The following is a 23,089-nucleotide window of genomic DNA, read 5'->3' on the forward strand; positions in this document are numbered from 1 at the left end:
GCGGGATTGTACCGAATCCACGCCCTTTTTTATAGAGATTACTGCCGCTAAATTGGCCAGATATTGTCGATGATGATCTGAAGGGTGCGGTTACCGCGAAACTCGTTGATGTCCAGTTTGTACGCCAGCTCGACCTCGCGCACGCCGTTGTCCGGCCATACCGCCGTGTCAACGTTAAAGGCAATGCCGTCCAGCAGCGGGCCGCCGCCGACCGGTTCAACCATCACCTTCAGATGACGCTCGCCGACGATGCGCTGCTGCAGCAGGCGGAAACGGCCGTCGAACAGCGGCTCCGGGAACATCTGCCCCCATGGACCGGCATCGCGGAGCATTTGCGCCACGTCCATCGTCATCTCAAGCGGTGAAAGCTCGCCATCGGACACCACTTCACCCTGCAGCAGGGCCGGGTCAATCCAGTCGGTAACCAGCTCGCCGAAGAGGCGCTGAAACTCGTCGAACTTCGCCTCTTCCAGCGACAGGCCTGCCGCCATCGCATGGCCGCCGAACTTGATCATCAGGCCCGGATACAGCGTATCGAGACGCTCCAGTGCGTCGCGCATATGCAGGCCCTGAATCGAGCGGCCAGAGCCTTTCAGCGTGCCGTCGCCCGCGGGGGCGAAGGCGATCACCGGGCGGTGGAAGCGCTCTTTGATGCGCGACGCCAGAATGCCGACCACGCCCTGATGCCACTCGGGATGGTACATCGCCAGGCCGCCCGGCAGCGTATCGCCGCTGCGTTCAAGCTTTTCGCACAGGGTCAGCGCTTCGGCCTGCATCCCCTGCTCAATCTCTTTACGTGTCTGGTTCAGGGCGTCCAGCTCGTTGGCCAGCACGCGCGCTTCACCGATGTTGTCACACAGCAGCAGCGCGACGCCAACGGACATATCGTCCAGTCTTCCGGCCGCGTTCAGGCGCGGCCCAAGGGCAAAGCCCAAATCGCTTGCCGCCAGCTTGAGCGGGTCGCGGTTGGCGATTTCCAGGAGCGCCTTGATCCCCGGGCGGCACTTGCCTGCCCGGATACGGCTTAAGCCCTGCCAGGTCAAAATACGGTTATTGGTATCGAGCGGGACCACGTCAGCGACGGTACCCAGTGCCACCAGATCGAGATATTCGGCCAGGTTCGGTACGGCAATACCGCGGGATTCGAACCAGCCCTTGTCGCGTAACAGGGTACGCAACGCCAGCATCAGATAAAACGCCACGCCTACGCCCGCAAGGGATTTCGACGGAAAATCACAGTCGCGCAGGTTGGGGTTAATAATCGCCTCGGCGGCAGGGAGCGTTTCACCGGGGAGATGGTGATCGGTAACCAGCACCGGGATCCCCAGCGCGTGGGCATGATCAACCCCCGCATGGGAAGAGATCCCGTTATCGACGGTCATGATCATCTGAGCACCGCGGGCGTGGGCCTGATCGACCACTTCCGGGCTGAGTCCGTAGCCGTCTTCAAAACGGTTCGGCACCAGATACGTGACGTTATCGCAGCCCAGCGCGCGCAGGCTGAGCACGCTCAGCGCGGTGCTGGTTGCGCCGTCGGCGTCGAAATCCCCTACTACCACAATACGCGTGTTCTCACGCAGCGCGTTGTAGAGCATTTCAGTGGCTTTTTCGATGCCGTTCAGCTGCTGCCAGGGCAGCATCCCTTTCACGCTGCGTTCAAGATCTTCAGCGCGACGCACGCCGCGGCTGGCGTAGAGGCGCTTCAGCAGCGGCGGGAGATCGTCCGGTAAATCAACCGGTTCAACCGCCTCGCGGCGGCGCAATTTTATCGGGGCTTTCACGCGGATTATTTACCACTAACCTGTTTCTGGTGCGCGTCGAGGAACTCTTTCATCTCTTTTGGTCCCTGATAGCCCGGAACGACATACCCGTTGCTCAGGACAATCGCTGGCGTACCGCTCACGCCAAACTGCACGCCCAGCGCGTAGTGGTTAGCAATGTCGATATCGCAGGAGGCTGGCTTAACCTCTTTTCCGCTCATCGCATCATCAAAGGCTTTGTTGCGGTCTTTCGCACACCAGATGGCCTTCATGTCCTGCTCTGGCTGGCTCTGTACGCCCGCGCGCGGGAAGGCCAGATAGCGCACGGTAATACCCAGCGCGTTGTAATCTTTCATCTCTTCATGCAGCTTGTGGCAGTAGCCGCAGGTGATGTCGGTGAAGACGGTAATGACGTGTTTTTCCTGCGCCGCCTTATAGACGATCATCTCTTTTTCGAGCGCGTTCAGGTTTTTCATTAGCAGCTGGTTGGTCACGTTGACCGGCTGCGCGCCGCTCACGTCGTACATTGGCCCCTGAATAATGTGTTTTCCGTCTTCGGTGACGTACAGCACGCCGCTGTTGGTCAGTACCGTTTTCATTCCGGCGACCGGTGCTGGCTGAATATCGCTGCCGGTGACGCCAAGCTTAGCGAGCGACTGTTTGATAGCGGCGTCGTCAGCATGGGCGAAACCGGTAAAGGAGGCTGCCAGCAGGGTGAACAGCGCGAAACTCTTTTTCATAGTTGATCCTGTTACAATTCGTCGGCACTCACGCACGAGGGTGGTGCTGTTGGTGTAGCTGCCGCAGGCGTTCCGTCGCGACATGGGTGTAAATTTGCGTCGTGGAAAGATCGCTATGTCCCAGCAGCATCTGCACCACGCGTAAATCCGCGCCGTGGTTGAGCAGATGCGTCGCGAAGGCATGACGCAATACGTGCGGCGAAAGCTTTTCACTGTCGATACCGGCCAGTGTGGCGTAATGCTTGATGCGATGCCAGAACGTTTGCCGCGTCATCTGCTGTGCGCGCTGGCTCGGAAACAGAACGTCGATAGATGCGCCGTTGAGCAGCCACGGGCGACCGTGCTCCAGATACGTTTCCAGCCAGTAAACCGCCTCTTCGCCCAGCGGAACCAGCCTTTCCTTGTTTCCTTTACCGATGACGCGCACCACGCCCTGACGCAGGCTGATGTCGCTCATCGTCAGGCCAACCAGTTCCGAAACGCGCAGGCCGGTAGCATACAATAGCTCAAGCATGGCTTTATCGCGTAACTCCAGCGGCAGGTCAACTGCCGGTGACTGTAATAATCTCTCAACTTGTGCTTCGCTCAGATCTTTCGGCAGCCGCTGCGGAAGTTTTGGGGATGCCAGCAGCGCGCTGGGATCGTCCTCGCGGATCTTCTCACGGTAGAGATGCTGGAACAGCCGACGCATGGCGCTGAGCAAGCGCGCAGAACTGGTCGCTTTGTAGCCCCCTTCGACACGTTCACCGAGCAGTGCCTGCAGGTCGTCGCTTTGCGCGCTCGCCAGCGAGAGCTGCCGACGGGCCAGCCACTCCACCAGCATGGTAAGATCGCGCCGATAGGCGCTGAGCGTATTCTCGGCCAGATTTTTTTCCAGCCACAGCGCGTCGAGAAACTGTTCAACGAGTGCGAGATCCTTTTCCACATCAGCCCCTTTGATTCTGCAGTCAGGTCATTATGCCTGATTGTGACCGGTTTCTGGTACACTACGCGCAAAGTCAACGCAAGAATTGAGATTGTTACGCGATGAATATTGGTCTGTTCTATGGTTCCAGCACCTGCTACACCGAAATGGCGGCAGAGAAAATTCGCGACATCATTGGCCCGGAACTGGTGACGTTGCATAACCTGAAAGATGACGCGGTCGCGCTGATGGAACAGTACGATGTGCTGATCCTCGGCATCCCAACCTGGGACTTTGGTGAGATACAGGAAGACTGGGAAGCCATCTGGGAGCAACTCGATTCAGTCAATCTCGACGGCAAGATTGTTGCCATGTACGGGATGGGAGATCAGCTGGGTTACGGGGAGTGGTTCCTGGACGCGCTCGGCATGCTGCACGACAAGCTGGCACCGAAAGGGGTGTCGTTCATCGGCTACTGGCCAACCGAAGGTTACGAGTTCACCAGTAAAAAGCCGATTATTGCCGACGGCGAGCTGTTTGTTGGGCTCGCGCTGGATGAAACCAACCAGTACGATCTTAGCGATGAACGCCTGCAAAACTGGTGCGAGCAGATTCTGGGCGAAATGGCAGAAAAGTTTAGCTAACGCCTATTACCCCTGCGTCGTCTGTTGCAACAGCATCCGGCGCAGGTCTCGCCACTCGGCAGCATCCATACTGTCAGCCGCCAGCCAAAGATGCTGGCAACGCCCGCCGTCCACCTTGCGTAACCGTAACATCATGCCGCAGTTGAGCATCCAGGGCATACCGAGAATATCCCACTCTTTTCCCTGCCAGCGCAGGCGGGAATCCATCAGTAGCTTGATCTCTCCCTGACGGGCATTAATGCGACGCTGGCTGCGTACGCTGTCAAACACGACAAACGAGAGTAACAGCAGCCACAGCGGCGTATAGCTCAGCGGCCACGGCATCAGTAACACAAAGGCCGCAACCAGGCCGTGGAGCAACAAAGACATCCACTGCGAGCGCCACGAGACGCGAAGATCAGATTGCCACAGGACCACGTTCCCGATTCCGTGTTTGAATTAATTGCACCATCCGTTGCAACTCGGTGTCGGCGGGTTTGCCGTGGTTCATCAGCCAGTTGAATAAATCCGGATCGTCAGACTCAAGCAGGCGAACAAACAGACGCTTATCATCGTCGCTTAAGGTGTCATACTCATATTCGAAGAAAGGCATGATGGAAATATCAAGTTCACGCATGCCGCGACGGCACGCCCAGTGAATACGGGCCTTGTTGTTAATATCCATGTTCAGTTTCCTGCATTACGTTTGGCACAGTCGGTACCCCATTCAGTGTTCTTTATTTCTCTACGGGGACACCAGCTAGTGTAACGTGTTTTTGAGCGTTTCATTACTGGAATATTGCGATCGACGAGCAGGCTTCCAGAATAATCCCTACAAAGACAGCGGATTACATTATTTTGCGTGGTGTTACGCACAACCGGTTTATGGCACAAATGGCCTGTTGAAAGCGCTTGCATTGCCTGCAGGCTCTTTTACCATTAGGCATTATCAAAGCGTTAAGCAATTCAGGATATCGTTATGGCCTTTACACCATTTTCTCCTCGCCAGCCCGCCGCCTCTGCGCGTCTGCCGCTGACGCTTATTTCTCTTGATGACTGGGCGCTGGCGACGCTCACCGGTGCCGACGCCGAAAAATATCTGCAGGGCCAGGTGACCGCCGACGTCAGTCAGATGACCGAACACCAGCACCTGCTGGCCGCCCATTGCGACCCAAAAGGTAAAATGTGGAGCAACCTGCGTCTGTTCCGCCGTCAGGACGGTTTTGCCTTTATTGAGCGCCGCAGCCTGCGTGACGCCCAGCTCAAAGAGCTGAAAAAATACGCGGTCTTCTCCAAAGTCACTATCGCCCCGGACGACGAACATGTCCTGCTGGGTGTGGCCGGCTTCCAGGCGCGTGCGGCGCTGAAAAATCTCTTCAGCGAACTGCCGGATGCGGAAAAGCAGCTCGTCAGCGAAGGCGCGACCTCCATCCTGTGGTTTGAACACCCGGCAGAGCGTTTTCTGTTAGTCACCGATGCTGAAACCGCCGAGCGCGTCACCGAGGCGCTGCGCGGCGAAGCGCAGCTTAACAACAGTCAGCAGTGGCTGGCGCTGAATATCGAAGCGGGTCTGCCGATCATTGACGCCGCAAACAGCGCGCAGTTTATTCCTCAGGCAACGAACCTGCAGGCGCTGGGCGGCATCAGCTTTAAAAAAGGCTGCTATACCGGCCAGGAGATGGTCGCACGAGCAAAATTCCGCGGGGCAAACAAACGCGCGTTATGGACACTCGCGGGCCATGCCAGCCGCGTACCTGAAGCAGGGGAAGATTTAGAGCTGAAGATGGGTGAAAACTGGCGCCGTACCGGCACCGTATTAGCCGCCGTACAGCTGGATGATGGACGTCTTCTGGTGCAGGCCGTTATGAACAACGACATGGAAGCGGACAGCGTGTTCCGCGTGCGTGACGATGTGAACACACTGAGCATCGAGCCTCTGCCCTATTCACTGGAAGAGTGATGCTGTATCGCCCGGTGGCCCTGCGCTTACCGGGCCTACAAATCCCGTAGGTCGGGTAAGGCGAAGCCGCCACCCGACAAAAAACTACGCCTGCCCCACATACAAATAAATCGCCAAAAAGTGGCACACGCTGCCGCCCAGCACAAAGCCGTGCCAGATGGCATGGTTGTACGGAATACGCTTGCAGACGTAGAAAATGACGCCGAGCGAATACACCACGCCGCCTAAGGCCAGAAGCGTGACGCCCCCTATCGACAGTTTGATTGCCAGCTGGTACACCACGATCAGCGACAGCCAGCCCATGGTCAGATAGGTGACCAGCGACAGCACTTTAAACCGGTGCGCAATGGTGAGCTTAAACAGGATCCCGAGCAGCGCCAGGCTCCAGATAACAATCATCAGGCCGCGCGACAGCGGTGAGTTGAGCCCCACCAGCAGAAACGGCGTGTAGGTGCCTGCAATAAGAAGGTAGATAGCGCAGTGGTCAAACTTCTTGAGCCACATCTTGGCCCGCTGATGCGGGATCGCGTGATACAGCGTCGAGGCCAGAAATAGCAGGATCATGCTTCCGCCATACAGGCTGTAGCTGGTAATAGCCATTGCGCTGGCATTGGCATCGACCGCCTGCACCAGCAATAACACTAAACCGACAATCCCAAACACCAGGCCAATGCCGTGGCTGATGCTGTTGGCTATTTCCTCAGCCAGCGAATATCCCTGTGCGATTAATGGTCTACTCACCATACAAAACTCCGGGAAAACAAAAGATGATTATTCATCGCATCACTATGCTAACTGAGAATGATTCCAGTGAACACCTGTTAGCTAAAATAATTTCACTTCAGGATTTATACCTTAAAATCATAGGCATAAATGAATTTTTCACCTAACATTTGTTCACATTAAAATTTAACCATTAAGAATCAAGAGCATAAAAATGGATCCTGCCGTCTGGCCGCATGTTATGATGGATACATGAGGTCTGAATAAGAGTTATGCCATTGTGAGTATCTTTACCCACTCCGCCATTGCCAGTCTCAATAACCTGGAGATGATGGTCTACAATTATGTCATTAAAAACCGTGACAAAGTCATGTACATGACCATCCGCGAGCTGGCGGATGCGGCGGGTGTCTCGACGACCACTATCCTGCGCTTTTGCCGCAAGCTTAACTGCGAAGGCTACTCGGAGTTTCGCGTACGCTTTAAGCTTTATCTTGAACAAAACGAGCCCCAGCAGGCGAATTTCGGCGCCAGCGAAATTATCAGCTTCTTTAAAAGCGTAAATAATGAAGAGTTCGACGCGTTATTAGATAGTGCGGTCGATATTATTTTATCGTCGGAACGCATTATATTTGTCGGCGCAGGAACGTCAGGCTCGCTGGCAAAATATGGCGCACGTTTCTTTTCTAATATCGGAAAATTCAGTAACCATATTGATGACCCTTATTTCCCGGTCACCAATGACATGGCGAAAAATGCGCTGGCGATTGTGCTCTCCGTCTCGGGTGAGACCGAGGAGATCCTGCGCTTCGCCAGCCAGTTTAGCCTGCATCATTGCAAGGTGCTCTCCATTACCAGCCACGAGCACTCGCGTCTCGCAAAACTGGCGGACTTTAATCTCTCCTGGCACGTTCCCCAGACGCGTATTGCGGGCGTCTACGATATCACCACGCAAATTCCCGTCATCTATATTCTGGAATCTCTCGGCCGTAAGCTGGCGAAGAAACTTGCAGAATAAAACATCCTGTTTTTTTGATGTAACAAATCACATTATGCCCAATTTGTTATATCGTGACATTTAATTTCGCTTTGCTAGACTCGATGCCAATAAGCCATTTATTGAGAATAGCAGCGATGAAAAAATTGACCTTACCAAAAGATTTTTTATGGGGTGGCGCGGTTGCCGCTCACCAGGTTGAAGGCGGCTGGAACAAAGGCGGCAAAGGGCCAAGCATTTGCGACGTATTAACCGGCGGCGCACACGGCGTACCGCGCGAAATCACGCAGGACGTGGTGCCGGGGAAATATTATCCCAATCATGAGGCGATTGATTTCCACGGCCATTACAAAGAAGACATTAAGCTTTTTGCCGAGATGGGCTTCAAGTGTTTCCGCACCTCGATTGCCTGGACGCGTATCTTCCCGAACGGTGACGAAACGCAGCCAAACGAAGAAGGGCTGAAGTTTTACGACGACATGTTCGATGAGTTGCTGAAATACAACATCGAACCGGTGATCACCCTCTCCCACTTCGAAATGCCGCTGCACCTGGTGAAGGAGTACGGTAGCTGGACCAACCGTAAAGTGGTCGATTTCTTTGTGCGCTTCGCGGAAGTGGTCTTCGAGCGCTACAAAAACAAGGTCAAATACTGGATGACCTTCAACGAAATCAACAACCAGCGTAACTGGCGCGCGCCGCTCTTCGGCTACTGCTGCTCGGGCGTGGTCTATACCGAACATGAAAATCCGGAAGAGACCATGTATCAGGTCCTGCACCACCAGTTTGTGGCCAGTGCCCTGGCGGTGAAGGCCGCGCGCCGCATCAACCCGGAGATGAAAGTCGGATGCATGCTGGCGATGGTGGCGCTCTATCCGTTCTCCTGCAAACCGGAAGACGTGATGTTCGCCCAGGAATCAATGCGCGAGCGCTACGTCTTTACCGACGTCCAGCTGCGGGGTTACTACCCATCTTACGTCCTGAATGAGTGGGAACGCCGTGGCTTCTCCATCAAAATGGAAGCGGGCGACGAGCAGATCCTGCGTGAAGGCACCTGCGACTACTTAGGCTTCAGCTACTACATGACCAACGCAGTGAAGGCGGAAGGCGGTACCGGCGATGCCATTTCCGGTTTCGAAGGCAGCGTACCGAACCCGCACGTGAAGGCCTCCGACTGGGGCTGGCAGATTGACCCGGTAGGCCTGCGCTATTCCCTGTGCGAACTGTACGAGCGTTACCAGAAACCGCTGTTTATCGTGGAAAACGGCTTCGGCGCCTACGACAAGGTAGAAGAAGACGGCAGCATCAACGATGACTATCGCATCGACTACCTGCGTGCCCACGTGGAAGAGATGATCAAAGCCGTTACCCACGATGGCGTGGATCTGATGGGCTATACGCCATGGGGCTGTATCGACTGCGTGTCGTTTACCACCGGCCAGTACAGCAAGCGCTACGGCTTTATCTACGTGAACAAGCACGACGACGGCACGGGCGACATGTCGCGTTCCCGTAAGAAGAGCTTCGAGTGGTATAAGGGCGTGATTGCCAGCAACGGCGAGGCGCTGTGATTTTTTGCCCGGTGGCGCTGCGCTTACCGGGCCTACACGAACAGTAGGCCGGGTAAGGCGAAGCCGCCACCCGGCTTTTATTTCCCGCCCGCCAGCTCTATAAAACTCCCCGTCACATACGACGCCTTTTCGCTCAGCAGCCAGACAATCGCCTGGGCGACCTCTTCCGGCTGGCCGCCGCGCTGCATCGGCAGTAACGATTTTACGCGATCCACTCGCCCCGGCTCTCCGCCGGAAGCATGGATATCGGTATAGATCAGACCGGGACGGACGCAGTTAACGCGAATGCCCTGCGCCGCGACCTCCAGCGATAAACCCGTTGTCAGCGAATCCACCGCCCCCTTGGACGCGGCGTAATCCACATATTCACCCGGCGCGCCCAGACGGGACGCTGCGGAAGAGACATTCACTATCGCCCCGCCCTTGCCGCCATGTTTGAAGGACATGCGTTTTACCGCTTCCCGACAGCAGAGGAAATAGCCCGTGACGTTGGTCGCCAGGACACGGTTAATGCGCTCGGCGGAGAGATTCTCGATGGTGGACTGCTCAAACAGGATCCCCGCATTATTGACCAGCGCGGTCAACGGCTCGCCTTCGCGATCGAGGCTGTTAAACATCGCCAGCACCTGAGCTTCATCGCTGATGTCTGCACGTACAGCAAAGGCTTGACCACCCGCATCCACAATCTGCCTGATGACGTCCTGCGCGGCGTTAATGTTGTGATGATAGTTCACCGCCACGGTGTAGCCTTCGCGAGCCAGCTGCAGCGCGGTGGCTTTCCCGATGCCGCGGCTGGCGCCGGTGACCAGTGCAATTGCCATTATCTTCTCCCAATAAAAAAGCCGGGTGGCGGCTTCGCCTTACCCGGCCTACGTTACTACATCAGCAATGTTACTGGTATTCGCTCATCGGCACGCAGGAGCAGAACAGGTTACGGTCGCCGTAGACGTCATCGAGACGCTTCACGGTCGGCCAGTATTTGTTCGCCACACCTGCCGGGAAGACCGCCAGCTCGCGGGAATAACCGTGGTTCCACTCCGCCACCATCTCGTGCTGGGTGTGCGGGGCGTTAACCAACGGGTTATCTTCCAGCGTCCACTCACCGTCCTGCACGCGATCGATCTCCATGCGGATGGCCAGCATCGCGTCGATAAAGCGGTCCAGCTCGGCTTTGCTTTCGGACTCCGTTGGCTCCACCATCAGCGTGCCCGCAACCGGGAACGACATGGTAGGCGCGTGGAAGCCGTAGTCGATCAGACGCTTGGCGATGTCCAGCTCGCTAATGCCAGTCTGCTCTTTCAGCGGACGAATATCGAGGATGCACTCATGCGCCACGCGACCGTCGCGGCCGGTATAGAGCACCGGGAAGGCAGACTTCAGGCGCGTCGCAATATAGTTGGCGTTCAGAATGGCCACCTGGCTCGCCTGCTTCAGCCCTTCCGCGCCCATCATGCGGATATACATCCAGCTGATTGGCAGGATAGAGGCGCTACCGAACGGTGCCGCAGAGACCGCGCCCTGACGGGTCAGCATGCCTTCAATCTGAACCACGCTGTGGCCCGGCACAAACGGCGCCAGGTGCGCTTTCACGCCGATTGGCCCCATGCCCGGGCCGCCACCGCCGTGCGGAATACAGAAGGTTTTGTGCAGGTTGAGGTGCGATACGTCCGCACCGATAAAGCCCGGCGAGGTAATGCCCACCTGCGCGTTCATGTTTGCGCCGTCGAGGTATACCTGACCGCCGAACTGGTGCACCACGTCGCACACTTCACGGATGGTCTCTTCATACACGCCGTGGGTGGACGGATAGGTCACCATGATGCAGGAGAGTCGGTCGCCCGCCTGCTCGGCTTTCGCGCGCAGGTCAGCCAGGTCGATGTTGCCGTTTTTATCGCACGCCACAACCACCACTTCCATGCCCGCCATCTGGGCAGAGGCCGGGTTGGTGCCGTGGGCGGAGCTTGGGATCAGGCAGATATCGCGATGGCCTTCGTTGCGGCTTTCGTGATAGTGACGGATTGCCAGCAGGCCCGCATATTCACCCTGCGCGCCGGAGTTCGGCTGCATGCAGAGCGCGTCGTAACCGGTCAGCTTCACCAGCCAGTCGGAAAGCTGGTTGATCATCACGTGATAACCTTCCGCCTGCTCTGGCGGGCAGAACGGGTGCAGCTCGGAGAATTCAGGCCAGGTGATTGGGATCATCTCTGCCGCGGCGTTCAGCTTCATGGTGCAGGATCCCAACGGGATCATCGCCTGGTTCAGCGCCAGATCCTTGCGCTCCAGAGAGTGCATGTAACGCATCATCTCGGTTTCGCTGTGGTAGCGATTAAAGACCGGGTGCGTCAGGATGGCGTCGTTACGCAGCATGCTGTCCTGAATGGAGCGGCTGTCGAGCGCAACTTCTTTGTCGAGCGCATCAATGTCCAGACCGTGCGCGTCACCCAGCAGCACGCTGAACAGGTTCAGGATATCGTCGCGGGTGGTGCTTTCATCCAGCGTAATGCCGACGGCGTTGTGGATGTCGCTGCGCAGGTTGATCTTTGCCGCGTCCGCGCGGGCCAGCACGGCGGCCTTGTCCGCCACGTCCACGCACAGGGTGTCGAAGTAGTGGGCATGGCGCAGCTTAAGACCTTTTTGCTGCAGGCCGCAGGCCAGGATATCGGCCAGGCGGTGAATGCGGCTGGCAATGCGTTTCAGGCCAGCCGGGCCGTGGAACACGGCGTACAGGCTGGCGATGTTAGCCAGCAGCACCTGTGAGGTACAGATGTTGGAGTTCGCTTTCTCGCGGCGGATATGCTGCTCGCGGGTCTGCATCGCCATGCGCAGCGCGGTATTACCGGCAGCATCTTTGGAGACGCCGATAATACGGCCAGGCATGGAACGTTTGAATTCATCTTTCGCGCCGAAGAACGCCGCGTGCGGGCCGCCGTAGCCCATCGGTACGCCGAAGCGCTGTGCTGAGCCGAATACGATATCCGCGCCCTGTTTGCCCGGCGCCGTCAGCAGCATCAGCGCCATAAAATCGGCGGCAACGCTCACAACCACCTTGCGGGATTTCAGCTCGGCAATCAGCGCGCCGTAGTCGTGAACTTCACCGGTGGTGCCCACCTGCTGCAGCAGCACGCCAAAGACATCCTGATGATCCAGCACTTTGTCAGCGTCGTCGACAATCACGTCAAAGCCGAAGGTTTCCGCACGGGTGCGCACGACGTCCAGCGTCTGAGGATGCACGTCCGCCGCCACGAAGAAGCGGTTAGCGTTTTTCAGCTTGCTCACGCGCTTAGCCATCGCCATCGCTTCGGCGGCAGCTGTCGCTTCATCCAGCAGAGAAGCGGAGGCGATATCCATGCCGGTCAGGTCCAGCGTCACCTGCTGGAAGTTCAGCAGCGCTTCCAGACGGCCCTGGGAGACTTCTGGCTGATACGGCGTATAGGCGGTGTACCAGCCCGGGTTTTCCAGCATGTTGCGCAGGATCACCGGCGGTAACTGCACGTTGGTGTAGCCCATGCCAATGTAAGACTTATAGCGCTTGTTCAGGCCGGCGATGGCCTTCAGCTCCGCCAGCGCGGCGAATTCCGTAGTGGCTTCCCCCACCTGAGGCGGCGTGGCAAGCTGGATGTCTTTTGGCACAATCTGGCCGATCAGTGCGTTTAATGAATCCGCGCCAACTGTCTTTAGCATCTCCTGCTGTTGCTGAGCATCCGGCCCAATGTGACGTTCGATGAAGGCGCCACGGTTTTCAAGCTGGCTTAAAGTCTGTGTCATGAGCGATGGTTCCTGAAACGTGCAGTGAATCGTAGTTATCTGTAACGCTGTTGCCCGGTGGCGCTAACGCTTACCGGGCCTACGTTGATCTCCAGGCCGGATAAGCGCAGCGCCATCCGGCACAACGTTATTCGTCTTCCAGTAGTGCTTCGTATGCGGTCGCATCCAGCAGCGCGGCAACCTGGGATTCGTCGCTGGCTTTGATCTTGAAGATCCAGCCGCCTTCATAAGGCTCGCTGTTGACCAGCTCTGGCGAATCGCTCAGCGCGTCGTTGACGGCAACAATTTCACCGCTTACCGGCGCGTAGATATCGGATGCTGCTTTTACGGACTCCGCCACGGCGCAGTCGTCGCCCGCGCTCACGGTCGTGCCCACGTCAGGCAGGTCAACAAACACCATGTCGCCCAGCAGCTCTTGCGCGTGCTCGGTGATCCCTACGGTGTAAGTGCCGTCCGCCTCTTTGCGCAGCCACTCGTGTTCTTTGCTGTATTTCAGTTCTGCTGGCACATTGCTCATTGAAGTTCTCCTGATAAAAATGATTAGGCGACCGGCTTACCGGCGCGAACAAAAATCGGTTTGGTCACGTTGACCGGCATTTCGCGGTTGCGGATTTGCACCACCGCCGTTTCGCCAATCCCCGCCGGCACGCGTGCCAGTGCAATACTGTAGCCCAGCGTCGGAGAGAAGGTTCCGCTGGTGATCACGCCTTCGCGAGGATTGCCGTCAGCATCGGTAAAGCGCACCGGCAGTTCGCCGCGCAGCACGCCCTTCTCGGTCATTACCAGGCCCACCAGTTGTTCAGTGCCCTTCTCGCGCTGCATCTCCAGCGCTTCACGGCCGATAAAGTCACGGTCAGCCGGTTCCCACGCGATGGTCCAGCCCATATTGGCGGCCAGCGGAGAGACACCTTCATCCATCTCCTGACCGTAGAGGTTCATGCCCGCTTCCAGACGAAGCGTATCGCGCGCGCCCAGACCCGCAGGCTTCACGCCCGCTTCCACCAGCGCACGCCAGAAATCAGCGGCCTTCTCGTTTGGCATCGCAATTTCGTAGCCCGCTTCACCGGTGTAGCCGGTGGTGGCGATAAACAGATCGCCCGCCTGCACGCCAAAGAACGGCTTCATGCCAGCGGTGGCGTTGCGCTGCTCGTCGTTAAACAGAGAGGCGGCTTTCGCCTGCGCGTTTGGTCCCTGCACGGCGATCAGCGACAGATCGTCACGGACGGTGATGTCGATGGCATAAGGTTCGGCGTGTTGGGTGATCCAGGAGAGGTCTTTTTCGCGGGTGGCGGAGTTTACAACGAGGCGGAAGAAATCTTCAGTGAAGTAATAGACGATAAGGTCATCAATCACGCCGCCCGAGGCATTCAGCATGCCGGTATAGAGCGCTTTACCCGGCGTCTTCAGTTTGGCGACGTCGTTTGCCAGCAGATAACGCAAAAACTCCCGGGTGCGGCTACCGCGCAGATCGACAATTGTCATGTGGGACACGTCGAACATACCGGCATCGGTGCGCACCGCGTGGTGCTCATCAATCTGCGAGCCGTAGTGCAGCGGCATCATCCAGCCATGGAAGTCCACCATGCGGGCGCCGCATAACACGTGTTGTTCGTACAAAGGAGTCTGTTGAGCCATCTTGTCCTCGTTGAAAAATTCACCGTGAAACCCGGTATCGGCCCCGCGTTCGGGCACCGACGCAAACGTTCTCTTTTACCTGAACTTACCACCGAAACCGGCGGTTAACCATAAGGCAAAATGGGTCATCACATTAGCTTATGACAAAAAATCGCTAAAAAGCCTACAGAGTTATTCACTGGAAAAATGCGATTAACCCCGCACAAAATTAACAATGATCTAACAGGATTTAGCACATGGTGATATTTCGTGCGGAAAATCGGGCCGAATTTCCGTAACGAGAAAAATGCGACATTAGATTATCTAATGCGAAAAATGACGTGAAATTAGAATATTTCAAACGAGGGAATTTCCCCGGCGCAGAGGCCGGGAAAATAAAGTGTGACGGGGATCTAAGTTAGCGCAGCCAGTCAGGGAGATCGTTAAGACCCATCGCCTGACGGAGAAGTTGAGGTTTGACGCCAGGAAGCGTATCGGCCAGTTTAAGACCGATATCGCGCAGCAGTTTTTTCGCCGGATTTGCCCCGGCAAACAGCTCGCGGAAGCCCTGCATGCCCGCCAGCATCATCGCCGCACTGTGCTTGCGGCTGCGCTCGTAGCGACGCAGATAGAGATGCTGGCCGATGTCTTTTCCTTCGCGATGCAGGCGACGCAGCTCCTCGACCAGCTCCGCCGCGTCCATAAAGCCAAGGTTAACGCCCTGCCCGGCCAGCGGATGAATGGTATGCGCCGCATCCCCCACCAGCGCCAGACGGTGCGCCGCAAACTGACGCGCGTAGCGGCCGGTTAGCGGGAACACCTGACGTTCGCTTTCAAGAGAGCACAGGCCAAGGCGGTTATCAAAGGCCACGCACAGCGCCTGGTTAAAGGCCTCCGGCGTCGCCTCATGCATCTGCCGGGCTTTGTCCGGCACCAGGGACCAGACGATCGAGCACAGGTGCGGATCGGCAAGCGGCAGGAACGCCAGTATGCCGTCGTTGTGGAAAATCTGGCGCGCCACGCCGCCGTGCGGCTCTTCGGTGCGGATCGTCGCGACCAGAGCGTGATGACGATAGTCCCAGAAGGTCAGCGGGATATCGGCTTTATTACGCAGCCAGGAGTTGGCACCGTCAGCACCGACCACCAGGCGCGCGGTCAGCATGTCGCCGCTCTGCAGGGTGATAAACGCCTCGTTTTCGCCCCACGCCACCTGCTGGATCTGCGCAGGCGCAATCAGCGTCACGTCGCTGCACTGCTGTGCTTTTTGCCACAGCGCGTGGTGGATCACCGCGTTTTCAACGATGTGGCCCAGATGGCTATAGCCCATGCTTTCATCATCAAAAGCAATATGACCAAAGCTGTCCTTATCCCACACCTCCATGCCGTGATAGCAGCTGGCGCGGTTCGCCACAATATCTGACCAGACGCCAAGGTGCGTCAGAAGCTTTTCGCTGGCCGCATTAATGGCCGAGACGCGGAGTTCCGGCGGCGCATCCGGGGCAACGGGCTGGGGCTGTTTTTGCTCCAGCACCGCCACGCGCAGGCCGCTGCCCTGTAATCCACAGGCCAATACCAGTCCGACCATTCCGCCGCCAACGATGGCGACATCAACATTTTGCACGGTGATAACTCCTTAACGCGCAACCCAACCCAGGGTCCGCTGCGCCAGCACGTCACGTGCCGGAATGAATAGTTCCATCGCCATCAGCCCGAGATTGCGACCCGCAACCAGCGGTGCCCAGCGATTGGCAAAAAGATGGACCAGGCCATCGGTCACACCGATGGTGGCCTCTTTATCCGCCTGACGGCGCTTCTGGTAATGACTCAGCACCGAATACGCCCCGCAGTCTTTTTGCTCGCCCCATGCCTGCGCCAGTGATTCGGCCAGGCTCATGACGTCGCGTAAGCCAAGGTTAAAGCCTTGCCCCGCGATGGGATGCAGCGTTTGCGCGGCGTTACCGACAAGCGCCAGACGATGGGAGATGGACTGAGATGCCGTGGTCAGCGAAAGCGGATAGACCGTCCGCTTGCCGGCATGGGTAATACGCCCCAGCCGCCAGCCAAAGGCTTTCTGCAGCTCGGTACAAAAACGTTCGTCGGACCAGGCCTTCACCTCTTCAGCCTTATCCTGCGGATGACACCAGACCAGGGAACAGCGCCCGTCCGACATCGGCAGCATCGCCAGTGGGCCATGCTGCGTAAAGCGCTCAAACGCCCTGCCGTTGTGGTCAGATGCGGTAGCGACGTTCGCAATGACCGCCACCTGGCCGTAAGGCTGCTGGCGCCACTCCACGCCGCACTGGGTGCCGAGCGACGAGCGCGAACCGTCCGCAGCAACCAGAAGCTGGCCTTCAAGAACAGAGCCGTTTTCCAGCGTCACGCTGACCGACGCTTCACTTCGGCTCACGCTGGCCACGCGCGCGGGGCAATGCAGCGTGACGCCCGGCGCGTCCTGGAGCAGGCGGAACAGACGCAATCCGACGTCGTGTAGCTCAACAACCTGACCCAGGGCATCAATCCGGTAATCCTGCGCGTCCAGCGTGACAAATCCCGCATGGCCGCGATCGCTGACGTGAACGGTCCCGATCGCCGTAGCTCGGTCGGCAATTGCCTGCCAGATACCAATGCGCGAAAGCTGCTGGCAGGTGCCCTGCGCCAGCGCGATGGCGCGGGCATCAAACCCGGGGTGGTTGGACGCCTCTGGCGCAACGGCTTCCACCAGGTGCACCGGAAGCTGCCCCTGCGTCAAATGCGAAATGGCCAGCGCCAGCGTGGCCCCGGTCATGCCGCCGCCAACGATAATCACGCTCATGCGCGCGCCGCTGCCATCAGCGCCTCGATATCGTCAGCGTTTTTCACGACGCTGGCGGTCAGGTTTTCGTTACCGGTCTCGGTAATCACGATGTCATCTTCAATACGAATACCAATCCCGCGGTACGCTTCAGGCACGTCGGCATCCGGCGCGATATAGAGACCCGGCTCCACGGTTAACACCATGCCCGGCTCCAGCACGCGCGAACGGTCGGTGCCGTAGGCGCCAACGTCATGAACGTCCAGCCCCAGCCAGTGGCTCAGGCCGTGCATAAAGTACGGTCGATGCGCATTTTCAGCAATCAGGGTATCTACGTCCCCTTTCAGGATACCGAGCCTGACCAGACCGGTAATCATGATGCGCACCACTTCACCGGTCACTTCCTGGATGGAGGTACCCGGACGATACTGCCTGAGCGCCGTCTCAAGGGATTCGAGAACAATGTCGTAAATCGCGCGCTGTGCCGGCGAGAATTTACCGTTCACCGGGAAGGTCCGGGTGATGTCCCCCGCATAGCCCTGATATTCGCAACCGGCGTCAATCAGCACCAGATCGCCGTCGCGCAGCGCGCTTTCGTTTTCGGTGTAGTGCAGAATGCAGCCGTTTTCCCCGCCGCCAACAATGGTGTTGTAGGAGGGATAGCGCGCGCCGTGGCGGTTAAATTCGTGGTGAATTTCGCCTTCCAGCTGGTATTCGAACATCCCGGGACGGCATTTCTCCATCGCGCGGGTATGCGCCAGCGCGCTGATTTCGCCCGCGCGGCGCATCACGTTCAGCTCTTCTTCAGACTTGAACAGGCGCATCTCATGCACCACCGGACGCCAGTCCGTCAGCGTGGCCGGTGCGGACAGGTTCTGCCGCGAGCCTTTTCGCAGCTTATCCAGCGCGGTGAAGACAATCTCATCGGCGTAAGCATATTCGCCCTGCGCGTGATAGAGCACGTCGAGGCCGTTAAGCAGCTGGTAGAGCTGCTGGTTGATTTCGCTAAACGCCAGCGCACGGTCGACGCCCAGCTTTTCCGGTGCGGCCTCTTGCCCTAAGCGGCGACCAAACCAGATTTCGGCCGTCAGATCGCGCACGCGGTTGAAAATCACGCTGTGGTTGTGGGTGTCATCGCTCTTAATCAACACCAGTACCGCTTCCGGCTCGTTAAAGCCGGTGAAGTACCAGAAGTCGCTGCTCTGGCGATAGGGATATTCGCTGTCGGCGCTGCGCGTCACTTCAGGCGCGGCAAAAATCAGCGCGGCGCTGCCCGGCTGCATTTTTGCCAGCAGCGCCTGACGGCGGCGCGAATACTCTTGACTCGAGATAACCATGACACCCTCCTGTGCGTTATTTTTCTTAATGTAAGGTTGGCTTGCGGACTTCCGGCGCAGTCGGCTGTGAGCGCGTAAAGTTGTCGTGGCACAGCAGTGCCGCCACGCGCACGTACTCGATGATCTCTTCGAGAGACATTTCCAGCTCTTCCTGGTCTTCGTCTTCATCGTAGCCAAGCTGGGCGATGTTGCGCAGATCGTCGATCGCTTCACCCGCTTCGCCGGTGACTTTATCCAGTTTAGGCTGCGTGACGCCCAGACCCAGCAGATAGTGATTTACCCACCCCGCCAGCGCATCGGCGCGATCGAACACGCTGACGTCGTCGCCTTCAGGCAGATAAAGCTGAAAAAGGAAGCCATCGTCTTCCAGCGAATCACTGATGGCGGCATGCATTTTACGCAGCGCTTCCGCCAGCTCGTGACCAAACGCCAGCCCTTCATTCGTGAGGTCGTGGATCAGCGGCTGCCATGAGCTGTCGCTGTTTCCGCCGCACAGCATGCCACTGATCAGACCGTGCATTTCGGCAGGGGTTAAACCGACTCCCTGCTGGTTCAGTAACTGGTTTAAATCCTTGTAACCAGGCATTTCGTTCTGTATAGACATGCGCATTCGTCATCATTGGGGGGAAGTTTCATGATATGCTACCACTTTGGACCCTGGTGATACCAGAAAAGGGCTTGTATCTTCACATCAGGGTAGCTATAGTGTCGCCCCTTCGCAGCCCCCGGGGCATCAGGCGAAGGCAGCGCAGTCAATCAGCAGGAAGGTGGCATGTCTGCACAACCCGTCGATCTCCAGATTTTTGGCCGTTCACTGCGAGTGAATTGTCCGCCTGAACAAAGGGATGCTTTGAATCAGGCTGCGGACGATTTGAATCAGCGGTTGCAAGATCTAAAAGAACGCACTAGAGTCACAAATACTGAGCAGCTGGTTTTCATCGCCGCGTTGAACATCAGCTATGAACTGACTCAGGAAAAAGCGAAGACCCGCGACTACGCGGCAAGCATGGAGCAGCGCATTAAAATGCTCCAGCAGACCATAGAACAGGCATTGCTTGATCAAGGTCGCAATCCCGAAAGACCGGGACCCAAGTTTGAATAACACTTCTCAGTTGACTATGGTAGAGTAACTGTGAAGACAAAATTTCTCTGAGATGTTCGCAAGCGGGCCAGTCCCCTGAGCCGATATTTCATACCACAAGAATGTGGCGCTCCATGGTTGGTGAGCATGCTCGGTCCGTCCGAGAAGCCTTAAAACTATGACGACACATTCACCTTGAACCAAGGGTTCAAGGGTTACAGCCTGCGGCGGCATCTCGGAGATTCCCTCTCTTTTCTTCTACCGACTACCATGACTCAATTCCCTGAAGTTTCGGCTTCACGCCAGGACATTCGTCAGCTCATTCGTCAACGCCGTCGTGCGTTAACCCCCGTTCAGCAAGCGCATTTTGCCCAGCAGGCCGCCGCCCGTATGATGGCGTATCCCCCTGTCGTGATGGCGCGCACGGTTGCCCTGTTTCTGTCATTTGATGGAGAACTGGATACCCAACCGCTGATAGAGCAACTCTGGCGCGCCGGGAAGAAGGTATACCTGCCGGTGCTACACCCGTTCAGTGAAGGCAATCTGCTGTTTTTGCACTATCACCCGCACAGCGAGCTGGTGGTGAATCGTCTGAAAATCACCGAACCGAAACTCGACGTGCGCGACGTGCTGCCTCTGTCACAGCTGGATGTGCTGATTACGCCGTTGGTCGCGTTTGATGAGCAGGGACAGCGCCTGGGAATGGGCGGTGGTTTTTACGACCGGACACTGCAAAACTGGCAGCAGTATGGATTGCAGCCGGTGGGCTACGCGCATGATTGCCAGGGCGTGGAGGCGTTGCCGGTAGAAAAATGGGATGTGCCGTTACCGGCGGTGGTGACGCCCAGTAAAACGTGGCTTTGGTAGAATAAAGCCGGGTGGCGGCTACGCCTTACCCGGCCTACATAAATCCTCGAACATTGTAGGTCGGGTAAGCGTAAGCGCCACCCGACACCACAGACCGCACCATCAGTACAGCAGACGCGCGCGAATCGTCCCCGGAATGGCCTTCATGCTCAGCAGCGCTTTCTCGGCCACATCGTCATCCGCTTCGATATCAATAACCACATAGCCCATCTGCGAGTTGGTCTGCAGATACTGCGCGGCAATGTTTACGCCCTGCTCGGCAAAGATCTGGTTAATCGCGGTCAGCACGCCTGGACGGTTTTCGTGGATGTGCAGCAGACGACGGCCACCGTGCAGCGGCAGAGACACTTCCGGGAAGTTCACCGCAGAGAGCGTAGAACCGTTGTCGGAGTATTTACTCAGCTTACCCGCCACTTCAAGACCGATATTCTCCTGCGCTTCCTGGGTAGAACCGCCGATGTGTGGCGTCAGGATCACGTTGTCGAACTCGCACAGCGGAGAGGTAAACGGATCGCTGTTGGTCGCAGGCTCCGTCGGGAAGACGTCGATGGCGGCGCCCGCCAGGTGCTTACGCTTCAGCGCATCGCACAGCGCAGGGATATCGACAACCGTGCCACGCGCGGCGTTAATCAGCAGTGAGCCCGGCTTCATCAACGCCAGCTCTTCCGCACCCATCATGTTTTTGGTGGACGCATTTTCCGGCACGTGCAGGCTCACCACGTCACTCATGTTCAGCAGGTCAGACAGGTGTTGAACCTGGGTGGCATTGCCCAGCGGCAGCTTGCTTTCGATATCGTAAAAATAGACATGCATACCGAGAGATTCCGCCAGAATCCCCAGCTGGGTACCGATGTGACCATAGCCGATGATACCCAGTTTTTTTCCACGGGCTTCGTAGGAACCCGCAGCCAGTTTGTTCCAGACGCCGCGGTGTGCTTTGGCGTTAGCCTCCGGAATGCCGCGCAGAAGCAGCAGCAGTTCGCCAATGACCAGCTCCGCCACGGAACGGGTGTTGGAGAACGGGGCGTTGAAGACAGGAATACCGCGTTTCGCGGCAGCATTCAGGTCAACCTGGTTGGTACCGATGCAGAAGCAGCCGATAGCCACCAGCTTTTCCGCCGCGGCAATCACATCTTCAGTCAGGTGAGTACGGGATCGCAGGCCAATGAAGTGGGCATCACGGATGGACGCTTTCAGCTCTTCGGTATCGAGCGCGCCTTTGTGAAATTCGATGTTGGTGTAACCTGCCGCACGAAGGCTATCGATTGCTTTTTGATGCACGCCCTCGACCAGCAGGAATTTAATCTTGTCTTTCTCCAGTGATACCTTTGCCATTTACCCGACCCTGTTTTTGTCTGAACTGATGTTGTGCTGGATATAAATCCGCTGTAGCCAACATATCAAAAAAAACTATTGCAGCAATATGAACGTTTGCGTCGGCACGCTGAAGGAAAGTCATACAGCGCAAAATGGCAGAGGAAAATGCTATGGAAATTTACAAACGCGGAAGGATCGGCAAAAGAGGCATAAAAACGTGACACAAGTCACCGAATTTAGCGTATCAAAAATTTTTTAGCGGGGGGAGGACTCCCCCCGTCAGATCATTTTACGATGGTTTTCACACCGTCAGCGGTGCCGATCAGCGCCACATCCGCGCCACGGTTGGCGAATAGCCCTACGGTCACGACGCCAGGAATGGCGTTGATGGCATTTTCCAGCGCAATCGCGTCGAGAATTTCCAGACCGTGAACGTCGAGGATCACGTTACCGTTGTCGGTCACTACGCCCTGACGATATTCCGGGCGACCGCCCAGCTTCACCAGCTGACGGGCAACCGCGCTGCGGGCCATCGGGATCACTTCAACCGGCAGCGGGAAATTCCCCAGAATGTCTACCTGCTTGGAGGCGTCGGCGATGCAGATAAACTTGTCCGCAACGGAGGCGATGATTTTTTCACGCGTCAGCGCCGCGCCGCCGCCTTTGATCATCTGCATGTGGCCGTTGATTTCATCCGCACCATCAACGTAAATCCCCAGACGATCCACTTCGTTGAGATCGAAAACGGTAATGCCGAGGCTTTTCAGCTTTTCCGTGGAAGCATCAGAGCTGGAAACCGCGCCCTCGATCTGCCCCTTCATCGTGCCCAGCGCATCGATAAAGTGTGCCGCGGTTGATCCCGTACCGACACCGACAATGGTACCCGGCTGTACGTACTGGAGAGCGGCCCATCCTACTGCTTTTTTCAGTTCATCCTGCGTCATGATCGTTTTGCCTGTGGTGTGAAAACTCAGGGCGCATTATAGAACACGTCGAATGGAATTCGTCTGCCACAAAGGGAAAATTGTGTCATAGTGCA

The 23,089-nt window shown here is 57.1% G+C and carries 22 protein-coding genes and 1 other RNA gene; 7 read left to right on the forward strand and 16 right to left on the reverse strand.

Translation table 11 applies throughout. From position 1 onward, the window contains the following. Positions 1 to 47 precede the first annotated feature (47 nt). The 3 genes from recJ to xerD are packed head-to-tail and all read right to left on the reverse strand — an operon-like array spanning position 48 to position 3,425. On the reverse strand, positions 48 to 1,781 hold the full coding sequence (gene recJ, locus V1572_RS21105; RefSeq protein WP_111967500.1) for a single-stranded-DNA-specific exonuclease RecJ: 1,734 nt from the start codon (positions 1,779 to 1,781) through the stop codon (positions 48 to 50). A 5-nt stretch (positions 1,782 to 1,786) separates the two neighbouring features. Further along, on the reverse strand, positions 1,787 to 2,500 hold the full coding sequence (gene dsbC / locus V1572_RS21110; protein ID WP_023333302.1) for a bifunctional protein-disulfide isomerase/oxidoreductase DsbC: 714 nt from the start codon (positions 2,498 to 2,500) through the stop codon (positions 1,787 to 1,789). Positions 2,501 to 2,528: 28 nt separating this feature from the next. Next, positions 2,529 to 3,425 (reverse strand): site-specific tyrosine recombinase XerD, encoded by an 897-nt coding sequence (xerD, locus tag V1572_RS21115; protein WP_008499709.1) that lies wholly within the window; start codon positions 3,423 to 3,425, stop codon positions 2,529 to 2,531. A gap of 101 nt (positions 3,426 to 3,526) precedes the next feature. Here xerD and fldB point away from each other — a divergent pair, with 101 nt between their 5' ends. Beyond that, positions 3,527 to 4,048 carry a flavodoxin FldB gene (gene fldB / locus V1572_RS21120; protein WP_395299559.1) on the forward strand — a complete coding sequence of 174 codons (522 nt, stop codon included), beginning with the start codon at positions 3,527 to 3,529 and terminating at the stop codon, positions 4,046 to 4,048. Between the two features lie 6 nt (positions 4,049 to 4,054). On the opposite strand, the gene V1572_RS21125 is transcribed toward fldB, so the two are convergent. Together V1572_RS21125 and sdhE are read right to left on the reverse strand one after the other, a co-directional pair. Beyond that, complete coding sequence (locus V1572_RS21125; RefSeq protein ID WP_021242050.1) at positions 4,055 to 4,465, reverse strand: protein YgfX; 411 nt, start codon at positions 4,463 to 4,465, stop codon at positions 4,055 to 4,057. Continuing rightward, complete coding sequence (sdhE, locus tag V1572_RS21130; protein ID WP_006178375.1) at positions 4,446 to 4,712, reverse strand: FAD assembly factor SdhE; 267 nt, start codon at positions 4,710 to 4,712, stop codon at positions 4,446 to 4,448. The genes V1572_RS21125 and sdhE overlap by 20 nt, the downstream gene beginning before the upstream one ends. A 294-nt stretch (positions 4,713 to 5,006) precedes the next feature. Here sdhE and ygfZ point away from each other — a divergent pair, with 294 nt between their 5' ends. After that, positions 5,007 to 5,987, forward strand: coding sequence for a tRNA-modifying protein YgfZ (gene ygfZ, locus V1572_RS21135; protein ID WP_045909913.1), 981 nt, complete (start codon positions 5,007 to 5,009; stop codon positions 5,985 to 5,987). A gap of 84 nt (positions 5,988 to 6,071) precedes the next feature. Here the strand turns inward: ygfZ and trhA are convergent, their stop codons facing one another. Then, a complete protein-coding gene (gene trhA, locus V1572_RS21140) occupies positions 6,072 to 6,731 on the reverse strand; it encodes a PAQR family membrane homeostasis protein TrhA (RefSeq protein ID WP_045335239.1) in 660 nt (219 codons plus the stop codon). 265 nt (positions 6,732 to 6,996) lie between these two features. Between trhA and V1572_RS21145 the strand changes: the two genes are divergently transcribed. Together V1572_RS21145 and bglA are read left to right on the forward strand one after the other, a co-directional pair. Continuing rightward, the gene (locus V1572_RS21145; RefSeq protein WP_021242053.1) at positions 6,997 to 7,728 is read left to right on the forward strand and encodes a MurR/RpiR family transcriptional regulator; all 732 of its coding nucleotides are present in this window, start codon (positions 6,997 to 6,999) and stop codon (positions 7,726 to 7,728) included. 116 nt (positions 7,729 to 7,844) lie between these two features. Further along, a complete protein-coding gene (gene bglA / locus V1572_RS21150) occupies positions 7,845 to 9,278 on the forward strand; it encodes a 6-phospho-beta-glucosidase BglA (protein ID WP_023294510.1) in 1,434 nt (477 codons plus the stop codon). A gap of 77 nt (positions 9,279 to 9,355) precedes the next feature. Here bglA and V1572_RS21155 read toward each other — a convergent pair whose 3' ends face one another. The 8 genes from V1572_RS21155 to V1572_RS21190 form a co-directional block, all read right to left on the reverse strand. Beyond that, positions 9,356 to 10,099, reverse strand: coding sequence for an SDR family oxidoreductase (locus V1572_RS21155; RefSeq protein WP_045909915.1), 744 nt, complete (start codon positions 10,097 to 10,099; stop codon positions 9,356 to 9,358). Between the two features lie 70 nt (positions 10,100 to 10,169). Then, positions 10,170 to 13,043: an aminomethyl-transferring glycine dehydrogenase gene (gcvP, locus tag V1572_RS21160; protein WP_395299560.1), complete on the reverse strand. Its 2,874-nt coding sequence runs from the start codon at positions 13,041 to 13,043 to the stop codon at positions 10,170 to 10,172. 127 nt (positions 13,044 to 13,170) lie between these two features. Next, positions 13,171 to 13,560 carry a glycine cleavage system protein GcvH gene (gene gcvH, locus V1572_RS21165; RefSeq protein ID WP_008499718.1) on the reverse strand — a complete coding sequence of 130 codons (390 nt, stop codon included), beginning with the start codon at positions 13,558 to 13,560 and terminating at the stop codon, positions 13,171 to 13,173. A gap of 23 nt (positions 13,561 to 13,583) precedes the next feature. Then, the gene (gcvT, locus tag V1572_RS21170) at positions 13,584 to 14,678 is read right to left on the reverse strand and encodes a glycine cleavage system aminomethyltransferase GcvT (RefSeq protein ID WP_045910150.1); all 1,095 of its coding nucleotides are present in this window, start codon (positions 14,676 to 14,678) and stop codon (positions 13,584 to 13,586) included. 397 nt (positions 14,679 to 15,075) lie between these two features. Then, on the reverse strand, positions 15,076 to 16,278 hold the full coding sequence (ubiI, locus tag V1572_RS21175; RefSeq protein WP_395299561.1) for an FAD-dependent 2-octaprenylphenol hydroxylase: 1,203 nt from the start codon (positions 16,276 to 16,278) through the stop codon (positions 15,076 to 15,078). A gap of 12 nt (positions 16,279 to 16,290) precedes the next feature. Further along, a complete protein-coding gene (gene ubiH / locus V1572_RS21180) occupies positions 16,291 to 17,469 on the reverse strand; it encodes a 2-octaprenyl-6-methoxyphenyl hydroxylase (RefSeq protein ID WP_196346589.1) in 1,179 nt (392 codons plus the stop codon). Continuing rightward, complete coding sequence (pepP, locus tag V1572_RS21185) at positions 17,466 to 18,779, reverse strand: Xaa-Pro aminopeptidase (protein ID WP_395300004.1); 1,314 nt, start codon at positions 18,777 to 18,779, stop codon at positions 17,466 to 17,468. Before pepP ends, ubiH begins: the two co-directional genes overlap by 4 nt. Positions 18,780 to 18,810: 31 nt before the next feature. Next, positions 18,811 to 19,389 carry a YecA family protein gene (locus tag V1572_RS21190; protein WP_024906571.1) on the reverse strand — a complete coding sequence of 193 codons (579 nt, stop codon included), beginning with the start codon at positions 19,387 to 19,389 and terminating at the stop codon, positions 18,811 to 18,813. A 168-nt stretch (positions 19,390 to 19,557) separates the two neighbouring features. Between V1572_RS21190 and zapA the strand changes: the two genes are divergently transcribed. The 3 genes from zapA (at position 19,558) to V1572_RS21205 (ending at position 20,733) form a co-directional block, all read left to right on the forward strand. Further along, the gene (zapA, locus tag V1572_RS21195) at positions 19,558 to 19,887 is read left to right on the forward strand and encodes a cell division protein ZapA (protein WP_006811891.1); all 330 of its coding nucleotides are present in this window, start codon (positions 19,558 to 19,560) and stop codon (positions 19,885 to 19,887) included. Between the two features lie 41 nt (positions 19,888 to 19,928). Further along, positions 19,929 to 20,112: non-coding RNA, 6S RNA (gene ssrS, locus V1572_RS21200), on the forward strand. A 24-nt stretch (positions 20,113 to 20,136) separates the two neighbouring features. Further along, complete coding sequence (locus tag V1572_RS21205; protein WP_104950158.1) at positions 20,137 to 20,733, forward strand: 5-formyltetrahydrofolate cyclo-ligase; 597 nt, start codon at positions 20,137 to 20,139, stop codon at positions 20,731 to 20,733. Between the two features lie 102 nt (positions 20,734 to 20,835). Here the strand turns inward: V1572_RS21205 and serA are convergent, their stop codons facing one another. Then, positions 20,836 to 22,068, reverse strand: a complete 1,233-nt coding sequence (gene serA, locus V1572_RS21210) for a phosphoglycerate dehydrogenase (protein ID WP_021242062.1) — start codon at positions 22,066 to 22,068, stop codon at positions 20,836 to 20,838. A gap of 266 nt (positions 22,069 to 22,334) precedes the next feature. Then, positions 22,335 to 22,994, reverse strand: coding sequence for a ribose-5-phosphate isomerase RpiA (gene rpiA / locus V1572_RS21215; protein WP_014885151.1), 660 nt, complete (start codon positions 22,992 to 22,994; stop codon positions 22,335 to 22,337). Positions 22,995 to 23,089: the final 95 nt, after the last annotated feature.

Source organism: Enterobacter quasiroggenkampii (genome assembly GCF_043972695.1).
Lineage (GTDB): Bacteria > Pseudomonadota > Gammaproteobacteria > Enterobacterales > Enterobacteriaceae > Enterobacter > Enterobacter quasiroggenkampii.

Excerpts from the sequence above, each read along its gene's own strand:
- dsbC (WP_023333302.1), bottom strand. The coding sequence starts at position 2,500 with ATGAAAAAGAGTTTCGCGCTGTTCACCCTGCTGGCAGCCTCCTTTACC.
- fldB (WP_395299559.1), top strand. The coding sequence starts at position 3,527 with ATGAATATTGGTCTGTTCTATGGTTCCAGCACCTGCTACACCGAAATG.
- sdhE (WP_006178375.1), bottom strand. The coding sequence starts at position 4,712 with ATGGATATTAACAACAAGGCCCGTATTCACTGGGCGTGCCGTCGCGGC.
- ygfZ (WP_045909913.1), top strand. The coding sequence starts at position 5,007 with ATGGCCTTTACACCATTTTCTCCTCGCCAGCCCGCCGCCTCTGCGCGT.
- trhA (WP_045335239.1), bottom strand. The coding sequence starts at position 6,731 with ATGGTGAGTAGACCATTAATCGCACAGGGATATTCGCTGGCTGAGGAA.
- bglA (WP_023294510.1), top strand. The coding sequence starts at position 7,845 with ATGAAAAAATTGACCTTACCAAAAGATTTTTTATGGGGTGGCGCGGTT.
- V1572_RS21155 (WP_045909915.1), bottom strand. The coding sequence starts at position 10,099 with ATGGCAATTGCACTGGTCACCGGCGCCAGCCGCGGCATCGGGAAAGCC.
- gcvP (WP_395299560.1), bottom strand. The coding sequence starts at position 13,043 with ATGACACAGACTTTAAGCCAGCTTGAAAACCGTGGCGCCTTCATCGAA.
- gcvH (WP_008499718.1), bottom strand. The coding sequence starts at position 13,560 with ATGAGCAATGTGCCAGCAGAACTGAAATACAGCAAAGAACACGAGTGG.
- gcvT (WP_045910150.1), bottom strand. The coding sequence starts at position 14,678 with ATGGCTCAACAGACTCCTTTGTACGAACAACACGTGTTATGCGGCGCC.
- ubiH (WP_196346589.1), bottom strand. The coding sequence starts at position 17,469 with ATGAGCGTGATTATCGTTGGCGGCGGCATGACCGGGGCCACGCTGGCG.
- V1572_RS21190 (WP_024906571.1), bottom strand. The coding sequence starts at position 19,389 with ATGTCTATACAGAACGAAATGCCTGGTTACAAGGATTTAAACCAGTTA.
- zapA (WP_006811891.1), top strand. The coding sequence starts at position 19,558 with ATGTCTGCACAACCCGTCGATCTCCAGATTTTTGGCCGTTCACTGCGA.
- V1572_RS21205 (WP_104950158.1), top strand. The coding sequence starts at position 20,137 with ATGACTCAATTCCCTGAAGTTTCGGCTTCACGCCAGGACATTCGTCAG.
- serA (WP_021242062.1), bottom strand. The coding sequence starts at position 22,068 with ATGGCAAAGGTATCACTGGAGAAAGACAAGATTAAATTCCTGCTGGTC.
- rpiA (WP_014885151.1), bottom strand. The coding sequence starts at position 22,994 with ATGACGCAGGATGAACTGAAAAAAGCAGTAGGATGGGCCGCTCTCCAG.